The organism is Streptomyces sp. TG1A-60, from assembly GCF_037201975.1.
Lineage (GTDB): Bacteria > Actinomycetota > Actinomycetes > Streptomycetales > Streptomycetaceae > Streptomyces.
Map to the genome: position 1 here is coordinate 2076804 of NZ_CP147520.1, position 15667 is coordinate 2092470.

General features: G+C 69.6%; 10 protein-coding genes and 1 pseudogene. 2 read left to right on the forward strand and 9 right to left on the reverse strand.

The window, feature by feature from the left end:
* Positions 1-291: 291 nt before the first annotated feature.
* The 3 genes from WBG99_RS08370 to WBG99_RS08380 form a co-directional block, all read right to left on the reverse strand.
* Positions 292-1194: an ADP-ribosylglycohydrolase family protein gene (locus tag WBG99_RS08370; protein WP_338895726.1), complete on the reverse strand. Its 903-nt coding sequence runs from the start codon at positions 1192-1194 to the stop codon at positions 292-294.
* Between the two features lie 12 nt (positions 1195-1206).
* Complete coding sequence (locus tag WBG99_RS08375; RefSeq protein ID WP_338895727.1) at positions 1207-1866, reverse strand: histidine phosphatase family protein; 660 nt, start codon at positions 1864-1866, stop codon at positions 1207-1209.
* A 124-nt stretch (positions 1867-1990) separates the two neighbouring features.
* On the reverse strand, positions 1991-2596 hold the full coding sequence (locus WBG99_RS08380) for a YdbC family protein (protein ID WP_338895728.1): 606 nt from the start codon (positions 2594-2596) through the stop codon (positions 1991-1993).
* Positions 2597-2750: 154 nt separating this feature from the next.
* Here WBG99_RS08380 and WBG99_RS08385 point away from each other — a divergent pair, with 154 nt between their 5' ends.
* The gene (locus WBG99_RS08385) at positions 2751-3284 is read left to right on the forward strand and encodes a TerD family protein (RefSeq protein ID WP_338895729.1); all 534 of its coding nucleotides are present in this window, start codon (positions 2751-2753) and stop codon (positions 3282-3284) included.
* Positions 3285-3371: 87 nt separating this feature from the next.
* On the opposite strand, the gene WBG99_RS08390 is transcribed toward WBG99_RS08385, so the two are convergent.
* Positions 3372-6266, reverse strand: a complete 2895-nt coding sequence (locus tag WBG99_RS08390; RefSeq protein ID WP_338895730.1) for a vitamin B12-dependent ribonucleotide reductase — start codon at positions 6264-6266, stop codon at positions 3372-3374.
* 161 nt (positions 6267-6427) lie between these two features.
* The gene (gene nrdR, locus WBG99_RS08395; protein WP_338895731.1) at positions 6428-6991 is read right to left on the reverse strand and encodes a transcriptional regulator NrdR; all 564 of its coding nucleotides are present in this window, start codon (positions 6989-6991) and stop codon (positions 6428-6430) included.
* Positions 6992-7529: 538 nt separating this feature from the next.
* Here nrdR and lexA point away from each other — a divergent pair.
* A complete protein-coding gene (gene lexA / locus WBG99_RS08400; protein WP_046914589.1) occupies positions 7530-8306 on the forward strand; it encodes a transcriptional repressor LexA in 777 nt (258 codons plus the stop codon).
* Between the two features lie 170 nt (positions 8307-8476).
* Here lexA and WBG99_RS08405 read toward each other — a convergent pair whose 3' ends face one another.
* The 4 genes and pseudogenes from WBG99_RS08405 to WBG99_RS08420 all read right to left on the reverse strand — a co-directional run bounded on the left by WBG99_RS08405 (position 8477) and on the right by WBG99_RS08420 (position 15499).
* Positions 8477-10468, reverse strand: a complete 1992-nt coding sequence (locus WBG99_RS08405; RefSeq protein WP_338895732.1) for an ATP-dependent DNA helicase — start codon at positions 10466-10468, stop codon at positions 8477-8479.
* A 307-nt stretch (positions 10469-10775) separates the two neighbouring features.
* On the reverse strand, positions 10776-11513 hold the full coding sequence (locus WBG99_RS08410) for a GNAT family N-acetyltransferase (protein ID WP_338895733.1): 738 nt from the start codon (positions 11511-11513) through the stop codon (positions 10776-10778).
* A 101-nt stretch (positions 11514-11614) separates the two neighbouring features.
* Positions 11615-13518, reverse strand: a pseudogene (locus WBG99_RS08415) (IucA/IucC family protein).
* 487 nt (positions 13519-14005) lie between these two features.
* Positions 14006-15499, reverse strand: a complete 1494-nt coding sequence (locus tag WBG99_RS08420) for a diaminobutyrate--2-oxoglutarate transaminase family protein (RefSeq protein WP_338895734.1) — start codon at positions 15497-15499, stop codon at positions 14006-14008.
* Between the last annotated feature and the right edge of the window lie 168 nt (positions 15500-15667).

Genomic DNA, 15667 nt, shown 5'->3' on the forward strand with positions numbered 1-15667 from the left:
GCGCTTGGCCGTCGGGCTCTGACGCGGCTGGTGTTGACGGTGTGTCGGACATGGGACCCCCTCCCCGGCCGGCCCGCACCGCCCGCCGTACGCAGCGCGCGCAGCTGCGCCAGAGGGCTCGTGGCCGGTATCTCGTCGCCGCGTCTCGTCATGATCGACAGCGGCGTGGCGGACAGGCTATGCCGCGGGAGAGCGCCCACGACGGCCGAGGAGCGCGACTGTGGCACTCCCGTGACAGTCGAGGTGGTTGTGACAGGTGGAGCCCGGGAAGCGTGTTTGCCTTCCGGCGGGCTACTCCACGTGCATCCAGTCCGGCAGCGCCTCGGTCTGCTCCACCCATGCCTCCGGAGGCGCCCCGGCCTTCCCGGCGGCGACCACTCCCCCGACGATGGCGCAGGTCGTGTCGACGTCGCCGCCCACCTGGGCCGTCGTCCAGAAGCCCTGTTCGTAGTCGCCGAGGGCGCGTGCCGCCGACCAGAGAGCGAACGGCACGGTGTCGTGCGCCGTGGTACGCCGTCCGCAGCCCAGTACGGCGGCGACGGTGTCCGCGTCGGCGTAGTCGAGCATGTCCCGGGCGCGCCGCAGTCCCGCACCGACGGCGCTCTTCGGGACGAGCGCGATGACGCCGTCGAGCAGTGCCCCGGCGCTCGGCGGTCCGGCCGGGTCGGCCACGAGAGCGGCGGCCCCGGCGACGGCCATGGCGCCGACGACGGCCTCACGGTGCTGGTGCGTGGGGTAGGCCGAGATTTCCGCCTGGTGGGAGGCCTGCTCGGGATCGTCCGCGTACCATGCGCCCAGTGGGGCGATTCGCATGGCGGCGCCGTTGCCCCAGGAGCCCTGGCCGTTGAAGAGCGCGGAGGCCAGCTCGCGCCAGTCGCCGCCTTCGCGGACCAGGCGCAGCAGGCGGTTGACGGCGGGGCCGTAGCCCCGGTCGAAGTCGTGGTGCAGGGCGAAGGAGCGGGCGAGTTCGTCCTGGTCGATCCGTTGGTGGGCCGCCAGGACGGCCACGACGGAACAGGCCATCTCGGTGTCGTCGGTCCACTGCCAGGGGCCGGGCGGGGTCTCATGGCGCTTGAGCAGCGGGTGGTTCACGGGCACGAAGTACTGCGAGCCCAGCGCGTCCCCCACCGCGAGTCCGCGCAGGCTGGCCAGGGCACGCTCCAGGCGGCCGTCGGGAGAGAAGTCAGCGGTCATCGCCCGGCCACTCTATCCGGTGGCCCCGTACGATTCCGGCTCGCGCCAGCGGTCGAACGGCCGGTCGATCGTGTACTTGCCGTCTTTCCCGAGAACGAGCATCCGCATCTCCGCGTTCCCCGGGTTCGACAGCGACTCGAACTCCGCGACCGTCCAGTGGAACCAGCGCATGCAGAACAGCCTCATCGCGAGCCCATGGGTGACGAGCAGGACGTTCGGCGGATGGTCGGGGTCCTCGAAACTGCGGAAGAGGCTCTCCAGGAAGCCGCCGACCCGGTCGTACACGTCGGCACCGGACTCGCCCTGCACGAAGCGGTAGAAAAAGTGCCCGTACGCGTCCCGATAGGCCTTCTGGAGTCGTACCTCCTCGGGATCCTGCCAGTTACCCCAGTCCTGCTCACGCAGTCGGGGTTCCTCGCGTACGCGCACCAGTCCGGGGTCCAGATGGAACGCCTGGAACGTCTCGTGGGTGCGGCGGTACGGGGAGACGTAGACGCTGACACGCTCGCGGCCGAGGACGTCACGGATCCGTTTGCCGGTCTCCTCAGCCTGCCGCCAGCCGCGGTCGGTGAGCGCGAGTGCGTGGTCGGGCTCGCGCTCGTACACGGTGTCATCAACATTGCCCGTTGACTCACCGTGCCGGACAAGGATGATGCGCCGTGGTCGTGCCATGCCAAGACCCTAAAGGCGACGGCGACGGATCGAGCACTCGTCCGGCTGGCATACGGCGTAGATCACATGCGTCCACCACGCCGACCGGCAGAGTTGGGAATCCAAACTAGCCAAAGTTCGGATCTCAAACTGTCCAGCTCGGTTCCAGCTCCACGATGTCGCCCGCGAGGGCGGCGACGTCGGCCTCGATCTGGGCCCGCAGGGCGAGGCGCTCGACGCGCTCGACGCGGTACTTGCCGTGCTCGGCGGCCGACTGCCACATGGAAAGGATCACGAACTCATGGCCCGGCGCCTCGCCGAACAGCCCTCGCAGCATGCCCGGGGACCCGGCCATCGCGGGGTTCCAGACCTTCTCCTGCATCAGCGCGAAATGCTCGGCCCGCTCTTCGTGGACACGACAGTGCGCCACCCGCACCAGATCGGCGTCCGCGAAGCGCGGCTCGAAACCGGTCTTCACGTCGAACCGATGATCGAAGAGCTTGACCTGCTTGTTCTTGTGAGTGCCCGACTGTGAGGCGGCGAGCCTGTCGTGGGAGCGCGCCATGAAGGAGTCGTAGAAAGCCCGGCTCTCCCAGAAGGAGAAGATGTGCGCCACTCCGGGCCGTGCCCTGCTCCAGCCCCCACCCTGTCCACGGAATCCCGGCTCCCCCAGAAGCCCCGCCCACTTTCGCTGCCCCCGTTCGAAACCGCGGCGGTCCACCACGGTGCAGCGAATCCACTTGACCAGCACCGCGCCATGGTAAGGCCACGGAGCGTGGCGCCGGTCACCCTGCGGCCGGTTGCACCCGGGCGAACGCGCCCGCGCACATGCAAGGATGGGCAACTGGCCTGGACCACCAGGCAGTTCGACCCGCAAGCACAGGAGAACGGGGAGGAGAGTTCTGTTGAACGGCCTCAACAAGGGCATCCGCAAGGTCGAGGTGTCGGTGAAGTGGGACCCGAGCCCCGCCGGCCAACCGCCCGCGGATCTCGACATCGTCGCGGCGACCTACCCTGCGGCCGATCCGAGCGGCGCTCCCGCCTATGTCGTGCACTTCGACAGCCGCTCGCCCGACGGCACCATCACCCTCAACCGCGACAGCAAGACCGGGCAGGGCTTCGGCTGGGACGAGGTCATGACGGTCGAACTGAACCGCCTCGACAGCCGGTACGGGCGGGTCGTGATCGGTGTCGCCATACAGCAGGGCACCGGTCCGAAGACCTTCGGCGACGTCCAGAAGCCCGCCCTGCGCATCCGAGAGGGCTACACCGTCCTGGCGGAGGACGACTTCGGTGGCGTTCCCGGCTCCACGGCCGCCGCCGTCGCCGAGTTCGTCCGCGACGACACCGGCGAGTGGACCTTCCACCCGGGCCTCCGCGGCTACGACGAGGACCCGGCGACCTTCGCACGCGCCATGGGCCGCCCCGCACAGTCCTGACGGCCCAAACACATATGCCGAGGGCGGTGGAGCGAGACTTCGCTCCACCGCCCTCACCTGCTGATTCGCGCCCAGGAGGCGCTCAGATCAGCTGCATCCGCTCGTCGAGCCGCAGCCCTCGCAGATGTAGCAGGAGCCGGCCCGCTGCATCTTCGTACCGCAGGAGAAGCACAGCGGGGCGTCGGCGTGGATGCCCAGCTGCATCTCCACCAGTTCGGCGCTGGTGTGGGCCTGCTTCGGGGCGGGCACGGCCACCTCGGCTCCGGCCTTCGGGGTTGCGACGGCCTTCAGGTCCGTGTGCCTCGGGGCCGACTGCGCCAGACCCTCCACGTCGACGTCCTCCTCGGTGGGCTCGTACGAGCCGGTCTCCAGGTGGCGCTGACGCTCCTCGGCGGAGTGGATGCCGAGCGCGGACCGTGTCTCGAAGGGCAGGAAGTCGAGCGCTAGACGGCGGAAGATGTAGTCGACAATCGACTGCGCCATCCGCACGTCCGGATCGTCCGTCATGCCGGCCGGCTCGAAGCGCATATTGGTGAACTTCGAGACGTACGTCTCCAGCGGAACGCCGTACTGGAGGCCGACGGAGACCGCGATGGAGAAGGCGTCCATCATGCCCGCGAGGGTCGAACCCTGCTTCGACATCTTCAGGAAGACCTCGCCGAGACCGTCGTCCGGGTAGGAGTTGGCCGTCATGTAGCCCTCGGCGCCACCGACCGTGAAGGAGGTCGTGATGCCGGGACGGCCCTTGGGCAGGCGCTTACGGACCGGGCGGTACTCGACGACCTTCTCGACCGCGGTCCGGATCGTCTCCTCGGCCTTCTCGGTGATCTCCGCCTGCTGCGAATCCTTGGTCTTCGCGGAGAGCGGCTGGCCGACCTTGCAGTTGTCGCGGTAGATCGCGAGCGCCTTGACACCGAGCTTCCAGGCCTCGAAGTAGATCTCCTCGACCTCCTCGACGGTCGCCGTCTCCGGCATGTTGACCGTCTTGGAGATGGCGCCGGAGATCCAGGGCTGGATAGCGGCCATCATGCGGACGTGGCCCATCGGGGAGATGGCGCGCTCGCCCATGGCACAGTCGAAGACCTCGTAGTGCTCCGGCTTGAGGCTCGGGGCGTCGATCACATTGCCGTTCTCGGCGATGTGGGCGACGATCGCCTCGATCTGCTCCTCCTGGTAGCCCAGGCGGCGCAGGGCCTGCGGGACCGTGCCGTTGACGATCTGCATCGAACCGCCGCCGACCAGCTTCTTGAACTTGACCAGCGCGAGGTCGGGCTCGACACCGGTGGTGTCGCAGGACATGGCGAGACCGATGGTGCCGGTCGGGGCGAGCACGGACGCCTGCGAGTTGCGGAAGCCGTTCTTCTCGCCGACGCGGAGCACGTCCTGCCAGGCCTCGGTGGCGGCGGCCCAGACCGGGGTGTCCAGGTCGTCCACGCGCACGGCCGTGCCGTTGGCGTCGGAGTGCTGCTTCATCACGCGGTTGTGGGCGTCGGCGTTGCGGGCGTAGCCGTCGTACGGGCCGACGACCGCGGCCAGCTCGGCGGAGCGCTTGTACGCCGTGCCGGTCATCAGGGAGGTGATGGCGCCGGCGAGGGAGCGACCACCGTCGGAGTCGTAGGCGTGGCCGGTCGCCATCAGCAGGGCGCCGAGGTTGGCGTAGCCGATGCCGAGCTGGCGGAAGGCACGGGTGTTCTCGCCGATCTTCCGGGTCGGGAAGTCGGCGAAGCAGATGGAGATGTCCATCGCGGTGATGACGAGCTCGACGACCTTGGCGAAGCGCTCGACCTCGAAGGACTGGTTGCCCAAGCCGTCGTCCTTGAGGAACTTCATCAGGTTCAGCGAGGCGAGGTTGCAGGACGTGTTGTCCAGGTGCATGTACTCGCTGCACGGGTTGGACGCGGTGATGCGGCCGGACTCGGGGCAGGTGTGCCAGTTGTTGATCACACCGTCGTACTGGATGCCCGGGTCGGCGCAGGCCCACGCGGCCTCGGCGAGCTTGCGGAACAGCGCCTTGGCGTCGACCTTCTCGATGATCTCGCCGCTCATGCGGGCGCGCAGGCCGAACTCGGTGCCGTTCTCGACGGCCGTCATGAACTCGTCGTTCACGCGGACGCTGTTGTTGGCGTTCTGGTACTGGACGGACGTGATGTCGTCGCCGCCCAGGTCCATGTCGAAGCCCGCGTCACGCAGGGCGCGGATCTTCTCCTCTTCCTTCACCTTGGTGGCGATGAAGTCCTCGACGTCCGGGTGGTCCACGTCGAGGACGACCATCTTGGCGGCGCGGCGGGTGGCACCGCCCGACTTGATCGTTCCCGCGGAGGCGTCGGCGCCGCGCATGAAGGAGACCGGACCGGAGGCGTTGCCGCCGGAGGAGAGCAGTTCCTTGGACGAACGGATGCGGGAGAGATTCAAGCCGGCGCCGGAGCCGCCCTTGAAGATCATGCCCTCTTCCTTGTACCAGTCGAGGATCGACTCCATGGAGTCGTCGACGGCCAGGATGAAGCAGGCGGAGACCTGCTGGGGCTGCGGTGTGCCCACGTTGAACCAGACGGGGCTGTTGAAGCTGAAGATCTGATGCAGGAGGGCGTACGCCAGTTCGTGCTCGAAGATCTCGGCGTCGGCGGGCGAGGCGAAGTACCTGTGGTCTTCACCGGCCTTCCGGTACGTCTTCACGATGCGGTCGATGAGCTGCTTCAGGCTCACCTCACGCTGCGGGGTGCCGACGGCACCACGGAAGTACTTGCTGGTGACGATGTTGACCGCGTTCACCGACCAGAAGTCGGGGAACTCGACGCCGCGCTGCTCGAAGTTGACCGAGCCGTCGCGCCAGTTCGTCATGACGACGTCACGGCTCTCCCAGGCCACCTCGTCGTACGGGTGCACGCCGGGGGTGGTGTGGATGCGCTCGATACGCAGACCCTTGCTCGCCTTGGTGCCCTTGGCGCGGGAACTCCGTGCCGGACCGCTCGCCGTCTCTGTCATGCCGCCTCCCTGTACGGGCGAAAACGCCCTGAAGTGCCACGCTTGTTCCCGTGACACGGTCTTCTGTCTTGTGCCGCAACCGGCTGACACAGCCGCTCGCGGCAGGCCTGAAATCGCCGCTGCCCGTCCGGGCCTGCTCGTCCGGCGGCGCGGCCCGCCGGTCAGTCGGCGGCGCTGGCGGGCACGGGGGCCTGGACAGCCCCTCCGGACCCGCGGTCGTTCCCCATGCGCTCCTCGACCGCGCTCTCGACGTCCTCGTCGTTCGCGTCGGGGCGCTTCCCCTGCTCTTCCCTGAGTTCCGCGATGGCGGCCTCGAAGTCCTCCAGCGAGTCGAACGCCTGGTAGACCGAGGCGAACCGCAAGTAGGCGACGAGGTCGAGTTCCCGTAGCGGGCCGAGTATGGCCAGGCCCACGTCATGGGTGGTCAGTTCGGCACTTCCGGTCGCGCGCACCGCCTCCTCGACCCGTTGGCCGAGCTGGGCGAGCGCGTCCTCGGTGACAGGCCGTCCCTGGCATGCCTTGCGGACACCGTTGATGACCTTCGTACGACTGAAGGGTTCGGTCACGCCGGACCTCTTGACCACCATCAGCGAGCACGTCTCCACCGTCGTGAAACGACGGGAGCAGTCCGGACACTGACGGCGCCTGCGGATCGACGTGCCGTCGTCCGTCGTACGACTGTCGACGACGCGGCTGTCGGGGTGCCGGCAGAAGGGACAGTGCATAACTCCAACCCTCCTCACAGCACGATTCAGTAGCCCCACGGACCACTCGGGCCCCGCGGAAGCAGCCCCAAGCATAGGGGATGACCATGAGCCCGAGGACCCGGGGGACCACAACTTCTGGGCTGTTGTCGCAATCCAAGCACTAGATGTAGGGCCTGGCAGGTAAATCCACCCACGACGCGCGTGTCGCGCACGTATCGGCGCGCCGGTCGGCAACACCGTCGCGGAGCGCAGCCGCGCCGTCGCGGAACGGACGGGAACAGGGCCCGGCGCGTCACAGGGAAAGGGGGCGGTACCGGGATACCGGGGCGCCGGGTGGCAGACTGGGCCATGCGGCGACAGCGGCCCACAAGACCCTCGCCCCGGCGGTGAAGAGTACAGCAATCAGCACCTTTGTCCGCCGGGCCCACGAGCCCCTACACCCAGACACATGGTCACGTCAGACAATCCACGGTTTTTCACTCGAACGTGTGTTTGGCGCAACCTTTCGAAAGCAACTACCGTTGTGCTGCACGGGAGACCATCGAGAGGGGCCGACGTGACCACCACCGCTGACAGTGCCACCATCACTGCCCAGGACCGCTCCCAGAGCCGACTCGAGCCGGTGCATGCGATGAACGAAGCCACAAACCATGACGGGCCCAAGCGAGCCCTGCCCGGCCGACCTCCAGGCATCAGGGCGGACAGCTCCGGGCTCACCGACCGGCAGCGCCGGGTCATCGAGGTCATCAGGGACTCGGTACAGCGGCGTGGATACCCGCCGTCGATGCGGGAGATCGGCCAGGCGGTCGGCCTGTCCAGCACCTCATCCGTGGCACACCAGCTGATGGCACTGGAGCGCAAGGGCTTCCTGCGCCGTGACCCGCACCGCCCGCGTGCGTACGAGGTCCGCGGCTCCGACCAGTCCTCGGCACAGCCGACGGACACCGCGGGCAAGCCGGCCGCGTCGTACGTGCCACTCGTCGGTCGGATCGCGGCCGGTGGCCCGATCCTCGCCGAGGAGTCCGTCGAGGACGTGTTCCCGCTTCCCCGCCAGCTGGTCGGCGATGGTGAGCTCTTCGTCCTGAAGGTCGTCGGTGATTCCATGATCGAAGCCGCGATCTGCGACGGCGACTGGGTGACGGTCCGCCGCCAGCCCGTCGCCGAGAACGGCGACATCGTGGCCGCCATGCTGGACGGCGAGGCCACGGTCAAGCGTTTCAAGCGCGAGGACGGCCACGTCTGGCTGCTGCCGCACAACGCCGCCTATGAGCCCATCCCGGGTGACGACGCGACCATCCTCGGCAAGGTGGTGGCGGTCCTGCGCCGCGTCTGACACCCAGCGGTGGCGGTCACCCGTGTTCGCCCCGCCCCTGATCCGGGCCCCGGAATCCACTGCGCCGGTTCCGGGGCCCTGGGCTGTCCCGGGGTCCGATGAGCGATTCGGGCCCTGCTCGACGAAGGGCTGTTGGCCTGTCCCGATCCAGACAGGCCAACAGCCCTTCGTCATGCCTCTGCCTTCTCCGCCTCTTCGGTGTCCTTCGCCGCCTTGTCGATCGCGGCGAGCGACCTGCGGACCTGGTTACGGTCCGTCGTGTACCAGAAGTCCGGCAGTGACGCCTTGATATAGCTCCCGTACCGCGCGGTCGTCAGCCGCTGGTCCAGTACGGCGACCACGCCGCGGTCCCCCTGCGCGCGTACGAGACGGCCGGCGCCCTGGGCCATCAGCAGGGCCGCGTGGGTGGCGGCGACGGCCATGAAGCCGTTACCGCCCGCCTCCTCGACAGCCTTCTGGCGGGCGCTCATCAAGGGGTCGTCGGGGCGCGGGAACGGGATCTTGTCCATGACGACAAGCTGACAGCTGGGGCCGGGCACATCGACGCCCTGCCAGAGCGAGAGCGTGCCGAAGAGACAGGTCCTGGGATCGGCCGCGAATCCCTTGATCAGCTCGCCGAGCGTCTCCTCGCCCTGGAGCAGGATCGGGTACTCGGGGACACGGACGCGCAGCTCCTCCGCTGCCAGCTGGGCGGCCCGCATCGACGAGAACAGGCCGAGCGTCCGGCCACCCGCCGCCTGGATCAGCTCCATGAGCTCGTCCAGCATGTCGGCCCGGTCGCCGTCCCGCGCGGGTCGCGACAGGTGTTTGGCGACATAGAGGATGCCCTGTCTCGGGTAGTCGAACGGCGAGCCGACATCCACGCCCTTCCACTGCGGGTGGTCCTCCCCCTCGGCGCCCTCGGGCGCCAGTCCCAGGGACGCCCCTACGCCGTTGAAGTCGCCGCCCAGCTTCAGCGTGGCCGAGGTCAGGGTGACGGAACGGTCCGCGAAGAGCTTCTCCCTGAGGAGGCCCGAGACGGACATGGGGGCGACGCGCAGGGACGCGCCGAAACGGTCGTGCCGTTCGTACCAGACGACGTCCCACTCGGAGCCGTTCGTGATCCGCTCGGCCACGTCGTGCACCGTCTCCACGGCGGCGAGCGCCTGCTTCCGGACGGCGTCCTCGTCCTGGACGGACTTGTCGCGAGTGCTGCCGAGCGCGGAGATCACCGTACGGGCGGCATCGCGCAGCGCCATGAGGACGTACGCCAGATCCTCCGGAATCTCCTCCAGGCGACCCGGCAGGGCCAGCTCCATGAGCCGCTCGAAGCCCTCGGAGGCGGTCTGAAGCTGGTCGGCGGCCTTCTCGTTCACCAGCTTCGCCGCTCGCTTCACGGCGCGGTTGACCTGGCCCGGAGTGAGCTCGCCGGTCGCCACGCCGGTCACCCGGGAGACGAGTTCGTGGGCCTCGTCCACGATCAGCACCTCGTGCTGCGGGAGCACCGGTGCGCCCTCGATGGCGTCGATCGCGAGCAGCGCGTGATTGGTGACGACGACCTCGGAGAGCTTGGCCCGCTCCCGGGCCATCTCAGCGAAGCACTCGGCGCCGTACGCGCACTTGGAGGCGCCCAGGCACTCGCGGGACGAAACGGAGACCTGCGCCCAGGCACGGTCGGAGACGCCCGGAGTGAGGTCGTCCCGGTCGCCGGTCTCGGTCTCCTGCGACCAGTCCCGCAGCCGCAGCAGGTCCAGACCCAGCTTACTGGTGGGCGCGGCAGCCTCGAACTGGTCGAAGAGGCCCTCCTCGTCGTCCTGTGGTACGCCTTCGTTCAGGCGGTGCAGGCACACGTAGTTCGATCGGCCCTTGAGCATCGCGAACTCGGGGCGGCGGCGCAGCAGCGGTTGCAGCGCGTCGACCGTTCTCGGCAGGTCCCGCTGCACGAGCTGGCGCTGCAGCGCCAGGGTCGCCGTGGCCACGACGACCCGCTCCCCCTGGGCGAGCGCGGGCACCAGGTAACCGAGCGACTTTCCGGTGCCGGTGCCTGCCTGGACCAACAGATGGGAGCCGTCGTCGATCGCCTCCGCGACGGCTTCGGCCATGGTCACCTGGCCGGGGCGCTCAGTGCCGCCGACAGCGGTGACGGCGGCATGCAGGAGTTCGTGGAGTGAGGGCTTCGTCATAGCGCGACCACCCTACGGGTCACCACTGACAAACGGGTGGTCAAGGCGGAAGCGTGGGGCGTGCGGTGCGGGATCAAGACCAGGTTCTCTTCGACGTTCTCTTCTACGGGGCAGCCGGGGGCCAGGGAGGCGGGACAGGTGGACGGGTCGCGCTGCTGGTAGACCGGCCCTGCTGTCTCTCGACGGCCCGATCTGTTCTGCGGGGGCCGGGATTCCTGGGTCGGAAATCTGGCCGGCTCGACCGGGAACCGGATCGACGCGAGCGGTGTACCACAAATGACGGCGTCACAGCGGATCCACATCGCATCTACAACAGATCGCGCAGGAGGCGGTCTCTGACCATGAGGGCGGCCCGCTTGTCGGGCAGGTCGACCTCGGCGGAGAACCGGAAGCCGGCGCTCAGGAAAGCGGAGACGGAGGAGAAGTTGCGAAGGTCGGGTTCCGCGACAACACGGGCACATGAGGGACGTCTGTCGAGGATGAGATCGGCTGCGGCGCGGAGCAAGGTGGAGCCGAGACCGCGTCCCCGTTCGGCCACGGGACCGATGAGGATGTGGATACCCGTGTCGTGCGGGCGGGCGGGATAGTGGCGGGCGAGGGGATCGAGGTCCGCACGGTAGATCTCCCAGTAGCTCATCGGAGTGCCGTCCAGCAGCCCGAGACAGGGCACGCTGCGGCCGTCGCCGTCGAGCTGGGTCCGAAGGTGGTCCGCGGTCACGTCCTCGGGTCCGGCGAGCTTCCAGTAGGAGGCCACCGCGGCGTCGTTCATCCAGCGTGAGATCAGCCGGAGCTGCCGATCGAGGAGCACGGGGACGAGGTGCAGGGTGCCTGCCGGGGTGACGACCGGCCCCCAGCCGGCGAGGTGGTCGAGCAGTTCGCCACGGACCGGGGGCGCCTCCTGTCCCGTCTCGGTCCTGTCGCTGCACGGGTCTCCGTCCTCGGCCAAGAGCGCGAGGAAGTCGTCGGGCAGGCGCAGTTCGAGCGTGTCCTCGTTGCCCGGGGCCGAGGCAGTGCCGGTGTCGGTGCTCGCGTCGGTGGGAGGCATGGCGACGCTCCTCTCAGGAGAGCGGATGGGGCATGTTCCTCGGAGCTGGTGGAAGTCGGCGAAGGAAGACGGTTGGGCCGAACACGGATGTGGAGGCTTGATCAGCGTTGGAGGGGGTTGGCGACGGTGACGTAGACGGACTGGGTGTCCACGGGGCCGACGAGTTCGTCCAGGCCGTGCAGACGGGTCAGCAGGTTGGCCTTACAGCGCAGGGAGGGTGAGTCGAGCAGCCGGGCCGGCAGGGTCGAGTTCAGTCGGGCGGGGCCGGTGGCCACATCGGTGAGGAAGCGACGGAACGCGGCGAGCAGAAGTTCCTCGTCGGCGAGGCGCTGGGAGCCGAACGCGCCGATGAGGCCGAGCACGTTGTTGATGCCGAGGTAATAGGTGAACCGTTCGTCGGCGACCTCGTCGGACACGAACGTATCGCTGCGCTCGCCGATGCCGGGCAGCACGGCATCGAGGTCCGTGCGACGGGACTCGCGGAAGTAGTAGCCCTGGTTGTCGCGATACCGGCCGCCTGTGGGCCAACCGTCGGGGTCCAGCAGGACGAGGGTGTTCTGCTGGTGTGCTTCGAGGGCGATCCCGGCTTCGCCGTCCAGCCACAGCACAGGCCGTACGACCTGCTCCAGATAGCGCAGGAACCACTCGGCGGCTACGACGCCCCGGGGACGTCCGGTGCGCCCGGCGAGGTCGGTGACGACGTGGGAGAGCCGGGATCTCATGATGGGGCGTTCGTGCGGCTGACTGAGGTGGTCTGCCTGTCCCTGGACATGGGGGACGGCCTCGGCGACACGAGTCCCGCGACGCAGGACACGTCGTCCGTCGGGCCGAACGGGTTGTGCCGGATCAGCACGTCCAGGCCGGGCACGGGGGCGCCGTCCGGTGCGGTGACAGCCAGCCAGGCCGGGTCACGGACGATGTCGAAGCCGGGGTGGGCCGCCTGCCACTGCTGGGCCAGGCCGGTGCGCAGCAGACGGTGGACCTCGACACCGCGGTGCAGTTCCTTGCGGAGGTTCTCGCGACGGGAGTTGGTGATGCGCAAGCCCAGCGAGAGCTTCAGCATCGCGGGGGCGCCGGTGCGGTGGACGGTGCGGACGGAGGAGGTCGGGCGCCACGGGAAGCCGTGCGTACCGAGGTCCCGGAGCAGCCCGGCGTCGAGCAGAGCGGCGACGGCCGGCCGGTGTCGGACTTCCCGGACCTGCCAGGGGTGCAGGGGCAGGGCGGCATGGCCGTCGGGCAGCGGCAGGGCTGTGCCGGCCAGCCGTGCGGTGAGCCGTCTGGCGGGGATGACACGACCGCGCTCGGTCCATGCCGAGTCGGTCGAGAGGACGGAGGGTGCGATCGCCATCCAGTGCAGAGGGAAGGAGCCACGCAACTCGGGTGAGTAGAGCCGACCTTCGGTTTCGGAGAGTCCTTCCCGGCTCTTCGGGGTGGGGTGCAGCGGGTGGCCGAGAACAAGACCCTGCTCGGCTGCGAGGAAGCGGTCCGGATCGTCGGCGGGCTCGGCCCGGCGTTCAGCGATGAAGACGGCGACGCGTCGGGTCGAGTCGGCGACCCTGCCGACCAGGTCGAGTTGGTCGACTCGGTCGGCTCGGTCGGCTCGACCGCGCGGGTCGAGCCGGTCCGGCTGGGGCGTGGGGTCGGTCGCGAGGGTGGGCGCTGTCATGGGTCGGGAGTCGTGGGCGTGTGCCTTTTGTGGGGCTCGCGCGGTCGACTCCCTGGAGAGCAACGCCGCGAGTGTCATCGCGTCGACAGGGGGTGCGGCCGCGGGGATGCCGGAGAGGTACGGGAGGCCGAAGCGGTGCCAGCCGGTCGGGGACCAGTAGTGCACCGGGGTGAGGAGTGTGGTGCCGGTGGCGGGGAGGGGGATGTGGAGGGTGTCGTCGTGAGGGGAGGAGAGGTTGTGTTCGCGTACCCAGCAGCGGAGAAGGTTCTCGACGGCCGCCGCCTGGGCCACGGTGTGCGGGTCGGTGGCGTCCAGGAGGTCGGGGGCGAAGCCGGGCAAGTGCTCGGCGGCAGGGCCGGGTGGAGGCTCGGCGGTTGGGGTTCCGTCAGCTTGGCGGGGGAACGACTGGGCGCGCTCGCGCAGTGCGTCGGTCGGCTCGTGAGCGAGCGTGGCTCGGCCCGGGGCCGACGTGGCGGGGGGAGGAAGCTGCTCGGGCTGACCGGCCCACCGCTCGGTCCGGCCAGCACCCGGGGCCGCCGGGTCGGCCCTCGGAGCGGTCTGACAGGACGCTGGCTCGGGGCACAGGGCCTGTGGGGCGCGAGCCTCCGGCTCGTGATCGTGAGTGAGTGCCACGGGGGCGGGCGGCGGCTTCAAGGCGGTTCCTGGGGGTTGCTCGTGCGGGAGGGCAGTCGCGGGTTGGTGCGGCGTGGGGGCCGGCGCCGAAGGGATACGAGGCGGTGGCGGGGCGGGTCGGCGCTGGAGGCAGGCGGCTGGCCGGGGGGTGGGCGATGCTCGTTCCGGTGGGCTTCTCGGGTCGTCTGGGCGGTCAGTCGCCCTGCATGCGTCCAGGGTCTCCAGCCCTCATGGGCGCCGGGTGCGCCGAGCCCTGCGCTGTGGCGGTGGCCGCTACCGAGGCGATCGCGTCCGTCAGCCGGTCGAGTACGGCGTTCGCTTGTTCGTCGGTGATCGTGAGGGGCGGGAGGAGGCGTACGACGCCGGCGTGGCGGCCACCGAGTTCGACGATCAGGCCTCGGCGGAGACATTCGCGTTGGACCGCGGCGGCGAGGGAAGGGGCGGGTGGGCGTGGGCGGGTGCCGTCGGCGGGAGGGGGCGCGTCCGGGGCGGCCACTTCGATGCCGATCATGAGTCCTCGTCCCCGCACGTCGCCGACGCAGTCGAACTCCGTGGTGAGGCGGCTGAGTTGGGTGAGTATGCGGGCACCCAGGGTCTCGGCGCGGTCGGCGAGGCCGTTCTCGCGGACGTGGGCGAGGGTGGCGGTGCCGGCGGCCATGGCGAGCTGGTTGCCGCGGAAGGTGCCCGCGTGGGCGCCGGGCCGCCAGACGTCGAGGTCGTCGCGGTAGACGACGACGGCCAGCGGAAGGCTGCCGCCGATGGCCTTGGACAGGACCATCACATCGGGGACGACGCCACTGTGCTCGACCGCCCAGAAGCGGCCCGTACGGCCCACGCCCGTCTGGACCTCGTCGGCGATCAGCGGGATCGAGCGCGCGGCGGTGATCTCGCGCATGCGGCGCAGCCAGCCGTCCGGGGCGGGGATGACGCCGCCCTCGCCCTGGACGGGTTCGAGAATCATGCCGGCGGGCAGTGGTACGCCGGGCTTGGCGTCGTCGAGTACGGACTCCGTCCAGCGGGCGGCGAGTTCGGCGCCGCGGTCGCCGCCAACGCCGAAGGGGCAGCGGTAGTCCTGGGGATACGGCAGCCGGACCACCCGCACGTCACCGGCGCCCCCGAAGGCTTCGAGCGCCCCGGCGGTCATGCCGTGGTAGGCGCCGGTGAAAGCGAGCAAGCCGGTGCGTCCGGTCGCGGCCCGGACCAGTTTGAAGGCGGCCTCGACCGCGTCCGTCCCGGCGGGTCCGCAGAACTGGACGCGCGCGCGGTCCGCGAGTCCGGGCGGAAGGGTGCGGAACAGTTCGGTGGTGAAGGCGTCCCTGACGGGGGTGGCCAGGTCGAGGACGTGCAGCGGGGCGCCCGAGTCGAGCACCTTGCGGATCGCTTCGAGGACGACCGGGTGGTTGTGGCCGAGGGCGAGGGTGCCCGCGCCGGACAGACAGTCGAGGTAGCGGCGGCCGTCGGCGCCCTCGATGGTCAGCCCGCGGGCGCGTACGGGCACGATCGGCAGGGCGCGCGGGTAGGTGCGCGCCCCAGACTCGCGCGCGGCCTGCCGCCGTAGGATCCCCTCGTGCGCTGAGCGCGCCCCGTCGCGGTCCCGCCGTGTGCGCGGCTGTTCGTCCTCGTGTCCCGAAGGCGCTCGCTCGGGCTCGCGCCCCATTGACGCCACCGCAGACTCGGTCACCGCCACGACTGCACTTCCTCCCGCTGTCCGAAGGCGAGTTGGCAGGGGTCACCGAGCACCGGCGGGTCCCCGCACCTACCAACGACGCGATCCGCACGGGGAAGCGGGTGCGGCGAAGATCATTGCCGTGACGGAACCGTTGCCGATCCATCGGATGTCCCCCACAACGACCGC

Coding starts and splice junctions, on each gene's coding strand:
- WBG99_RS08370 (WP_338895726.1), bottom strand. CDS start 1,194: ATGACCGCTGACTTCTCTCCCGACGGCCGCCTGGAGCGTGCCCTGGCC.
- WBG99_RS08375 (WP_338895727.1), bottom strand. CDS start 1,866: ATGGCACGACCACGGCGCATCATCCTTGTCCGGCACGGTGAGTCAACG.
- WBG99_RS08390 (WP_338895730.1), bottom strand. CDS start 6,266: ATGACAGAGACGGCGAGCGGTCCGGCACGGAGTTCCCGCGCCAAGGGC.
- nrdR (WP_338895731.1), bottom strand. CDS start 6,991: ATGCACTGTCCCTTCTGCCGGCACCCCGACAGCCGCGTCGTCGACAGT.
- WBG99_RS08405 (WP_338895732.1), bottom strand. CDS start 10,468: ATGACGAAGCCCTCACTCCACGAACTCCTGCATGCCGCCGTCACCGCT.
- WBG99_RS08410 (WP_338895733.1), bottom strand. CDS start 11,513: ATGCCTCCCACCGACGCGAGCACCGACACCGGCACTGCCTCGGCCCCG.